This is a genomic window from Burkholderia sp. Bp9031, from assembly GCF_003857965.1.
GTDB classification, from domain to species: domain Bacteria; phylum Pseudomonadota; class Gammaproteobacteria; order Burkholderiales; family Burkholderiaceae; genus Burkholderia; species Burkholderia ambifaria_A.
In genome coordinates this window covers 1-2,458 of sequence record NZ_QTPW01000075.1, presented here as the reverse complement: position 1 = coordinate 2,458, position 2,458 = coordinate 1, and the positions used below count along the sequence as shown (strand labels likewise).

Annotated in this window: 3 protein-coding genes; 1 reads left to right on the top strand and 2 read right to left on the bottom strand. The window is 52.0% G+C overall.

The window, feature by feature from the left end; genetic code table 11:
- Window positions 1-599: 599 nt before the first annotated feature.
- A complete protein-coding gene (locus tag DIE15_RS36500; RefSeq protein ID WP_124835869.1) occupies window positions 600-833 on the bottom strand; it encodes a hypothetical protein in 234 nt (77 codons plus the stop codon).
- 445 nt (window positions 834-1,278) lie between these two features.
- On the opposite strand from DIE15_RS36500, the gene DIE15_RS36495 reads away from it, so the two are divergent.
- Window positions 1,279-1,764: a hypothetical protein gene (locus DIE15_RS36495; RefSeq protein WP_124835868.1), complete on the top strand. Its 486-nt coding sequence runs from the start codon at window positions 1,279-1,281 to the stop codon at window positions 1,762-1,764.
- Between the two features lie 2 nt (window positions 1,765-1,766).
- Here DIE15_RS36495 and DIE15_RS36490 read toward each other — a convergent pair whose 3' ends face one another.
- Window positions 1,767-2,210: a hypothetical protein gene (locus DIE15_RS36490; RefSeq protein WP_124835867.1), complete on the bottom strand. Its 444-nt coding sequence runs from the start codon at window positions 2,208-2,210 to the stop codon at window positions 1,767-1,769.
- Window positions 2,211-2,458 lie beyond the last annotated feature (248 nt).

The following is a 2,458-nucleotide window of genomic DNA, read 5'->3' as shown; positions in this document are numbered from 1 at the left end:
GAAGCAACCCAACGACCGTTCTCCGACCAGCGCCCCACGGCTGAGTTCGACGACCGCCTCGGGTGCGCGCCTCATGCAAAAGGAATGAAGCGACCCGGAACGGCCCTTCAGATTTTCCCAAAGCGGTCAATCGACGACCGGCGCGGTAGCCTATTGTCTCCCCGAAGATTATTCACATTGTGCAAAATTCAATTCAACACCATCGACTTGAAGTATGGGAACCAAGCGTAGTCACAAACAGATCCATCTCAAAGGGGCGCAAAAAATATGATGCTCACCGAGATTGCCCGGCAGAATGAATCGTGGAGTCGCTTTCCGCATCCACAGTTTTTGACACTAATGGTGACTTATCTCCAATCATGAGAACAATAACCGTCACTAATATTGATGGAATCAAAAATATCAAAATAGAAATCAAAATCCTATTAAGCGGCTTCAATCTAGCCAAAAGCGCATATACACCCAGAGCAATCAACGCTGAAAATATGTATAAAGTCGCCATTATAGATAGCACGTCATTGAAGTTGGTAGGTTTTCATTAGCCGATTGCATCCGCCCGGACGTGAAGTGGTCGCGTTGCGTCTCGTCGCTCCCCCGTTTCACTCGGATGCGTCCTCGATAGCCTTCAAAATCATTTGTTGTTCGTCAATTACACTCTCATCTCCGGAAAAGCGGGACATTTCCATATGTCCATCGTCGAACACGTCGATCTCGATACGCTCACCAGGCACAGTTATGGAGATCAGAATGGTGTCCGGGCGATGCCGGCCCAATGTATAAAAGAGGCGGCGATCGTCAAGGTCTTTAAGCAATTCGTACAAAGCGTGCGACATATGTCCCCCGTCACAGTCAGCAGATATCGCCCCATGATAGACCGTTGAACCTGCCGATAGCAGCCGCTTGCCTTCCCCAGCACCTGGCCGGATGGCGGACTTTGACCGATCCCGTGCGGGCCGCTGGTAAACTCGGGCAGCCAAAGCAACTTTTCCCGGTCACATGAGCACGCAACCCACCGCAACACCTGCAACCGTCACACCAATGATGCAGCAGTACCTGCGCCTTATCTGACAAGGCAAAGATCAAAAAGCTACGCTCCACGTTACGCCGACTCTAGTTGCAATTGGCTGCTCGCTGCGCAATGCACGCCTCAACACCAAAAGCAGTGCCATCGATAGACTCATACAGGGCCGGCTGTTTGCGCGCTATCACCAGTAGATCACGGAGCAAAACAGGACGAAGATACGAAATCGCCTTCGTGGGGATCGCCGGGGATATCTTATGAACAATAGTTATCGGGCTTCCCGTGGTTCACGGATCTGCCTGCTAGTACTCACAACTCCCGGCATTGCATTATTCCTTTTCACAGGCTTTGGAATCACCAAACGAGAAAACCTTCTCGTTGCGCTGGGATTTTTCTTGATGGCAGCTCTGCTAGCGGTATGGCTGACGTTCATGCTGACCATGCGCGTTGATCTAACTGAGCAGACTATTGTTCGGTCTTGGTTGCTTGGCTACAAGGCCGTACCGATAGCACAAGTTACTAGCCTCCGCTGGAGCGGAGCGCGTGGACAAACCATATTGTGCGTCGCATACGGCAAACCAAGGCGGTTTATTTTGCTCTCTAGCATCATCGCCCCAAGGGTAAAGTTGCTCGAAATTCAAAACGACATCCTCACCTTGCGCGGCCTCGCAGGTGAGACGTTGTGGCCGTCGATGTCAACGGACGTCGACATCGATAAAATGTTAGAGCGAAAACGCGGATGATATTAACTCCACGAAATATGCTCGATACCGTCCGATTTTTCTTCGTCGCGATTGTTTTCTTTGGTTCTTGGCTTGATAACCTGCCCCAAGAATTGCTCCGTGTACGCGTCATCGAAGTTGAGCGGGCTAAAACCTAAGCGATTCACAAAGTTTGCGTGAGGCTCATACCTATTAAGCCTATCGTACACGTACCACTCGTCAAAGCCTGGCATCGGAAGCTGCGATACCGCGCTGACTAACGGACTGACCGCGAGTTTGCCGATCTTCGACCACCCCGCCATGAATTCCTCATTGGTCGGCGTATACGGGCCGCTGTCGCAACTTGCGATTGCAACATGCCGCCCCAGCACAAGTTCCGGACAGCGCAGAACTAAGTCCTCGATAGCCCCGTCAGTCCCGTCGCTCCATTCGGCAATCAGATAACCCGCTCGCTCACCAGTTCGCATTAGTCTCACGTCGCTCGATCTCCGAAGTTTTGGTTTCCTTGATCATGAAATTCCAATTATCGCGCGATGCCCCTTCTACGCTGCGGGTGGCGGAAACCCAGCCCGGAATCGTCACGCCCCATACCAAATTGTCGACGACTTACCGGGGAATGTCGACCGACCGAAACTGGCCGAATACTGCCCAATTAGCCGTCAATTCATGAAGCAGTCGATCGAAGAACCTCCCCCGAAGAGGGCTCCGATCGCGG